The 5,891-nt window shown below is 29.9% G+C and carries 8 protein-coding genes; 6 read left to right on the top strand and 2 right to left on the bottom strand.

From position 1 onward, the window contains the following. Positions 1–71 precede the first annotated feature (71 nt). Complete coding sequence (locus QZZ48_RS13685; RefSeq protein ID WP_294966798.1) at positions 72–767, bottom strand: cache domain-containing protein; 696 nt, start codon at positions 765–767, stop codon at positions 72–74. Positions 768–911: 144 nt separating this feature from the next. Between QZZ48_RS13685 and radA the strand changes: the two genes are divergently transcribed. The 5 genes from radA (at position 912) to acpS (ending at position 4,225) form a co-directional block, all read left to right on the top strand. Then, positions 912–2,258, top strand: a complete 1,347-nt coding sequence (gene radA, locus QZZ48_RS13680) for a DNA repair protein RadA (protein ID WP_294966797.1) — start codon at positions 912–914, stop codon at positions 2,256–2,258. Between the two features lie 74 nt (positions 2,259–2,332). Further along, positions 2,333–2,593, top strand: coding sequence for a hypothetical protein (locus QZZ48_RS13675; RefSeq protein WP_294966795.1), 261 nt, complete (start codon positions 2,333–2,335; stop codon positions 2,591–2,593). A gap of 20 nt (positions 2,594–2,613) precedes the next feature. After that, a complete protein-coding gene (locus tag QZZ48_RS13670) occupies positions 2,614–3,270 on the top strand; it encodes a carbonic anhydrase (protein ID WP_294966793.1) in 657 nt (218 codons plus the stop codon). Between the two features lie 52 nt (positions 3,271–3,322). Then, positions 3,323–3,874: a flagellar basal body-associated protein FliL gene (gene fliL / locus QZZ48_RS13665; protein WP_294966791.1), complete on the top strand. Its 552-nt coding sequence runs from the start codon at positions 3,323–3,325 to the stop codon at positions 3,872–3,874. After that, a complete protein-coding gene (acpS, locus tag QZZ48_RS13660) occupies positions 3,875–4,225 on the top strand; it encodes a holo-ACP synthase (protein WP_294966790.1) in 351 nt (116 codons plus the stop codon). It begins immediately after the preceding gene. Here the strand turns inward: acpS and thiS are convergent. Continuing rightward, complete coding sequence (gene thiS / locus QZZ48_RS13655; RefSeq protein ID WP_294966789.1) at positions 4,222–4,422, bottom strand: sulfur carrier protein ThiS; 201 nt, start codon at positions 4,420–4,422, stop codon at positions 4,222–4,224. The two genes, acpS and thiS, sit on opposite strands and share 4 nt — an antisense overlap. 301 nt (positions 4,423–4,723) lie before the next feature. On the opposite strand from thiS, the gene QZZ48_RS13650 reads away from it, so the two are divergent. Further along, entirely contained in the window at positions 4,724–5,473 is a 750-nt protein-coding gene (locus QZZ48_RS13650) for a response regulator transcription factor (protein ID WP_294966787.1), read from the top strand. Positions 5,474–5,891: the final 418 nt, after the last annotated feature.

Below are 5,891 nucleotides of genomic sequence, written 5' to 3'. Positions count from 1 at the left end.
CGGATTAAGTAAAAGTTTGAAGCTAAACTTAGTAGATTATTATCTTATGAATTATAAGAAAAAGTAGAAAATTATGCACCCGTTTTTTTAATTAAGTCATATTTCATAATATTATTTATAGAAGCACCACTTATTTGAAAGACTAAAACAGCCTTAACTTCTGCATTTACAACTATTGGTGTAGATAAAAACATTGAAGGAAGATTATCACTAGGCTTATATGGTTTCATATCAATAAATGTAGGACGATTGTTTTGTAATGCTTTTTTATATGCTTTGGCTAAAGCACTATTTTTAAGTGAACCCGTAGACAAGTTAGCACCATAGTCTAATCCTTTTGATGCACTATACATGACATGTCCAGTCTTTGCAGCAATTATAAATATATCATAATAACCATACTCTTTTAAGTATTTTTGAAAAAATGGTTCATGTGGAAGACGCTCTTCTTTTGCAGATGGATTATTAACAGGAAAAGGAACATTATCAGCAACTTCTAAATCATCTAAAACACTTAAGAGATCCCATGAAATATCTTGAAGGTTTTTACTCAGAGCAAGAACATCTATATCTCTACGTGCATTACTGAAAAACTCTTCAATCTGACCTTTTTTAATATCTCGAACTGTTGTTAAATTTTTATAACTATTACTAATTAAAACTTCTTTACTTTTAGAACTAGAGATATAAGTTGTAATAGATGCTAATAATATCAAAGACAAAGTTGTTAATAATATAACTTGAAATTTTATAGATAATTTATTCATATAAATCCTTATATTTTAAAAATGGAAGTCTATAAATAAACAGTTACTATCTTATTACAATAAGAATATGACAAATTGCCATATTATGAATTTATATACACAAAAATGAGTATAATTTTCTCAACTAAAAAAAAGGCTGATTATATGGCTAAGAAAAAAATTCTATTTGGGTGTCAACACTGTGGATTTACAACACCAAAATGGATGGGTAAATGTACAAACTGTGGAACATGGGACTCATTTATAGAACTAAACGAACATCAGCAAGATGTTGTAAAACAAACTAAATCAACATCAAGTATTGCCTCAAAAGCCATAAGCATAAATGACATTGAAGAAAAAGAGATTTATAGATATAGCTCTTTAGACAAAGAACTCGATGGTGTTCTTGGTGGAGGAATTGTTCCGGGTTCACTAACTTTAATTGGTGGAAGTCCAGGAGTTGGAAAGTCTACCCTACTTCTAAAGGTTGCATCTAACATCGCATCTGTTGGTAAGAATGTACTTTATGTTACAGGAGAAGAATCAAGTGGACAAATCAAACTTCGTGCAAATAGACTAGACTCAAATATTGATTCACTTTATCTATTAAGCGAAATAAGATTAGAGCAAGTATTAGTTGAATTAGAACATAGAGAATATGAATTTTTAATTATAGATTCTATTCAAACTATATACTCAGAAAATATTACATCAGCACCAGGATCGGTAACTCAGGTAAGACAAATCACCTTTGAACTTATGAGAATAGCAAAAGAAAAAGATATAGCCATCTTTATCATTGGGCACATTACTAAAGAAGGTTCAATTGCAGGACCAAGAGTGCTAGAGCATATGGTTGATACAGTTTTATATTTTGAAGGTGATTCTTCTCAAGAGTTAAGAATACTTAGAGGTTTTAAAAACCGTTTTGGTCCGACAAGCGAAATAGGAGTCTTTGAGATGCGAAGTAATGGTTTAGTTTCTGCTACGGACGTTGCATCTAGGTTCTTTAACCGCAACTCTGAACAAGCAGGTTCAGCTCTTACTGTAGTAATGGAAGGCTCACGTCCAATAATATTGGAAGTTCAAGCCTTAGTATCAGAATCACATACCCCAAACTCAAAAAGACAGGCTACAGGTTTTGACAATAATAGGCTAAATATGCTTTTAGCCCTTTTAGAGAGAAAATTAGAAATTCCTTTATCTGGATATGATGTATTTATAAATATAACTGGTGGTATTAAGATAACTGAAACAAGCGCGGACTTGGCAATTTTAGCTGCAATTATTAGTAGTTTTAGAGACCGTGCTATCTCAAAGAAAACTGTATTTATAGGCGAAGTATCCTTAGTCGGTGACGTTAGAGAAGTTTATGCAATGGATGTACGCCTAAAAGAAGCTAAAATGCAAAACATATCAAAAGCTCTTTTGGCAAAAAAACCACTTGAAAATACAACAATAAAAACTTTTGTCGTGGATGAAGTAACAAAACTACTGGAATGGTATTAAATTAATCAGCATATGAAGTTATTTTACAATATATTAGACTATAATTCTAAAATATATATAAGTAAAGGATATCAATGATAGATGCTGAAGTCAGAAGTGAAGAGAAATTTTTACGATTATCACTTGCATACAAAGGTTCAGATGAGAAAAGACAAGTAATTTCTTGCGTTGAAAATATCATAAAAAAATATGAAATGCAACCTGATACGCATACTACAAGCATATCTAATGGTAGAGAAGTTATAGTCGTAGAATATTCTGATGACAATAACCGTCAAGTTGGCGGAATATTTGAAGAGATAATGAAATCTCTAAATATTACAAAATGCATCTAATTGACATTGGTATTTAAATTATGAATATGAAAGAATATGCACAGGGTAATAAATTTTTTAAATCTTATTTTAAAAAAAATAAAGAGTCACTTCTTAAATTAGTTAGAAGTGGGCAAAGTCCAAAAGCTCTTTTTATTGGTTGTTCTGATTCTAGAGTAATCCCAGACCTAATGATACAATCTGATCCAGGAGATTTATTTGTAATTAGAAATGTGGGTAACTTTGTTCCTCCCTATCAACCTGATGAAGACTTTCATGCAACAGCATCTGGAATCGAATATGCAGTAAGCATCTTAAAAGTTCAAGAAATTATTATTTGTGGTCACACTCACTGTGGTGCTTGTAGTAGTCTTTATGAAGAAATAGATGATCCTTCACTTATTCATACGAAAAAGTGGCTTGAGCTTGGAAAAAGTGCAAAAACAAGCGCAATTCTAAGTCTTGGCGCAAATGCTCCAAGAGAAGATCTTTTAAGGCTAACTGAAAAACTATCTATTATGAAACAAATAGATAATATCTTAACTTATCCTATAGTAAAAAAACGATTTGAAAATGGTTCTTTATCTATTCATGGCTGGTATTACGACATAGAAACTGGAAATATTGACTACTATAATGCTGATACTTACGAATTCTTACCATTAAAAGATTTGGCACAAACAAATAATGATTTATAAAAACTTTATAAATTCCGATATACTAACACAATTATATTTTAAGGGAAACTAGATGGCAGAAGAAGAAAGCACAGAAGAGAAAAGTGCACCCTCAGAGAAAAAATCAAGTAATATGTTAATGATCATAATCATTGTTGTTTTAATACTTATTATTATTGGTGGTGCTGTTGTAGCTCTACTTTTAATGGGTGATGATGAGCAAAACAATATGAGTCAACCTGCTCCACAAGCAAACGAGAGAAGTGTTTCAAAAGCAAGAAAAAGTTCTGGAGACTATAGTAACTCTAGAAAGTTAAATGACATTGGTATTTTATACCCTTTAGACACGTTTACTGTCAACTTAAAAAGTGATGCAGGTCGTCGTTACTTAAAAGTTACAATGTCTTTAGAACTTGAAGGTGAAGAACTTAGCTTAGAACTTGACAATAAAGCTCCTGTACTAAGAGATAGAATTATCAGAATATTAACATCTAAATCATTAGAAGAGATATCTTCTAAAAAAGGTAAGCAAAAAGTTAGTGACCAGATAATGGACACACTAAATGCTATGATTTCTGATGGTCAAATACAAGGTATATACTTTACGGAATTTGTTGTTCAGTAAATGATTGGTGTAGACCTTATAAAGACTTCTCGCATGAATGGCTTAATGGGGCGATTTGGCGAGAAAGCACTTCTTAAATTCTTATCTCCAGACGAAATTAAACTTGTAAAAAACTATAAAACAGCATCTGGCTTTTGGGCTACTAAAGAAGCAGTTTCTAAAGCACTTGGAGTTGGAATAGGGAAAGAGTGTAGCTTTCATGATATTAAGATATCTAAAACTCCAAAAGGTGCACCAAAACTTGAACTATCTCAAAAGATTATGGACAACTTCAACATAAAAGACACATCAGTATCTATAACTCACGATGGTGAGTATGCTATAGCTGTAGTGGCGATACAGACGTCTTAGCCACCACCTACAAAATCAAGTAATTCTAACTTATCTGAATCATTTAAGATATAAGATTCCCAATCATTTTGTTTAACTATTTCCATATTTACAGCAGCTGCCATTACTTTACCTTCTAATGATAATTCTTTAAGTACTTTAGCTAATGTTATTTCATTGTCAAATTCTCTAGTTTCACCGTTTATTATTATATTCATTTTTATTCTCTGTTATATTATTTTTTCTTGGATTGATTTTACTTAGAAGATGCAATTGTGTCAAGTAAATAGCAAATAATTCATCATATTTACATAATACAAAGTTATATTTATTTATTATAAGAATTTAAAAATCTCTAAATTAGAATGTTAATATACAAATATAGAACATTTTACAACATATTAACTCCCCTTAAAATAAAAATATTAAATTTGTATGTGTATTTTATTGAATTAACCCTAAATAAAAGATATACTAAAGTAAAATATTAATTAATTAATTATTTAAGAGAGGCAAAAGATGTTAAATTCTAAAGAAATACTTAAATATACAAAAAACCTTTCGGTTTTGTTTGTAGAAGATCATAATGAGCTCAGAGAAAATACAACTGAAATATTGAAAAATTTTTTTAATAAAGTAGATTGTGCTGAAGATGGAAGAGAAGCATTAAAAAAATACAGAGATTATAATAAAGAAACTTCTAAGCATTATGACATTGTTCTTAGTGATATACAGATGCCAAACCTAAATGGTGTTGAATTAACTTCAAAACTCTATGAAATAAATCCATTTCAACTTCTAATCATATTATCAGCACACGATGATACAAAGTACCTATTACCTTTGATTAATCTCGGAATAGAGCAATTTGTAAAGAAACCAATTGATTATCAAGAATTATTAAGAGTTTTACTAAACAGTTCTAGAAAGATTCAACAAGACACATCAGTAGTAACACCAGTTTCATCTAAAAAAATAAACCTTAATGATAGTGTAATCTTTGATAAGGAGAACAGTTCTCTTTTAGAAAACGATAAAATGGTATACCTAACAAAATATGAAATAATTTTTATGCAGTTTTTAACTAGTAATATCGGCAAGATATATTCAAATGAAAATATTGCAAATCAATATGAACTTTTAGAAGAGAACCTAGATATCCAAAATATAAGAAAATTAGTTTCTAAACTAAGAAAAAAACTTCCTGATGGCTCTTTAGAAAGTATTTATGGAATCGGTTATAGAATAATTCCATATATACAAGACTAAAAAATCTTCTATATAGACTAAGCAAGAATTTTATCAAACTCTTTTTCTACATCATTAACTTCACCTTTTCATAAACTAAATTTTTAGCCTTTAACTCTATTATTATTTCTGACTTAATTGCAAATATGGGTGCATAAAACACCTGCTAAACTATGGCACATGGGGAGGAAACAAAGGTTTATTTACAAATGCTTGTAAAAAAGTCAAAAGCATAAAATATTAGACGAATCTCAAGCAGAGATAAAGAAATATAATGAACCCCTAAAACTGAACCAGTAAAATTTGTTTTCTTATTTCAAAAATGATAAAATTGAAATAGAAAACGCCAATTCCAACAACAAGTGCAATTTCCACCTAAATTAGCTAGCTAATCTTTTACTCATTTCACTGAAAAACACTTCATACGGAGTTTTGTATT

The sequence above is a fragment of the Sulfurimonas sp. genome, from assembly GCF_016744025.1.
Taxonomy (GTDB): Bacteria; Campylobacterota; Campylobacteria; order Campylobacterales; family Sulfurimonadaceae; genus Sulfurimonas.
Note: the sequence above shows the minus strand (reverse complement) of the source record. Positions and strands in the feature narration are given on the sequence as shown.

Excerpts from the sequence above, each read along its gene's own strand:
- QZZ48_RS13670 (WP_294966793.1), top strand. The coding sequence starts at position 2,614 with ATGAATATGAAAGAATATGCACAGGGTAATAAATTTTTTAAATCTTAT.
- thiS (WP_294966789.1), bottom strand. The coding sequence starts at position 4,422 with ATGAATATAATAATAAACGGTGAAACTAGAGAATTTGACAATGAAATA.
- acpS (WP_294966790.1), top strand. The coding sequence starts at position 3,875 with ATGATTGGTGTAGACCTTATAAAGACTTCTCGCATGAATGGCTTAATG.
- QZZ48_RS13650 (WP_294966787.1), top strand. The coding sequence starts at position 4,724 with ATGTTAAATTCTAAAGAAATACTTAAATATACAAAAAACCTTTCGGTT.
- fliL (WP_294966791.1), top strand. The coding sequence starts at position 3,323 with ATGGCAGAAGAAGAAAGCACAGAAGAGAAAAGTGCACCCTCAGAGAAA.
- radA (WP_294966797.1), top strand. The coding sequence starts at position 912 with ATGGCTAAGAAAAAAATTCTATTTGGGTGTCAACACTGTGGATTTACA.
- QZZ48_RS13685 (WP_294966798.1), bottom strand. The coding sequence starts at position 767 with ATGAATAAATTATCTATAAAATTTCAAGTTATATTATTAACAACTTTG.
- QZZ48_RS13675 (WP_294966795.1), top strand. The coding sequence starts at position 2,333 with ATGATAGATGCTGAAGTCAGAAGTGAAGAGAAATTTTTACGATTATCA.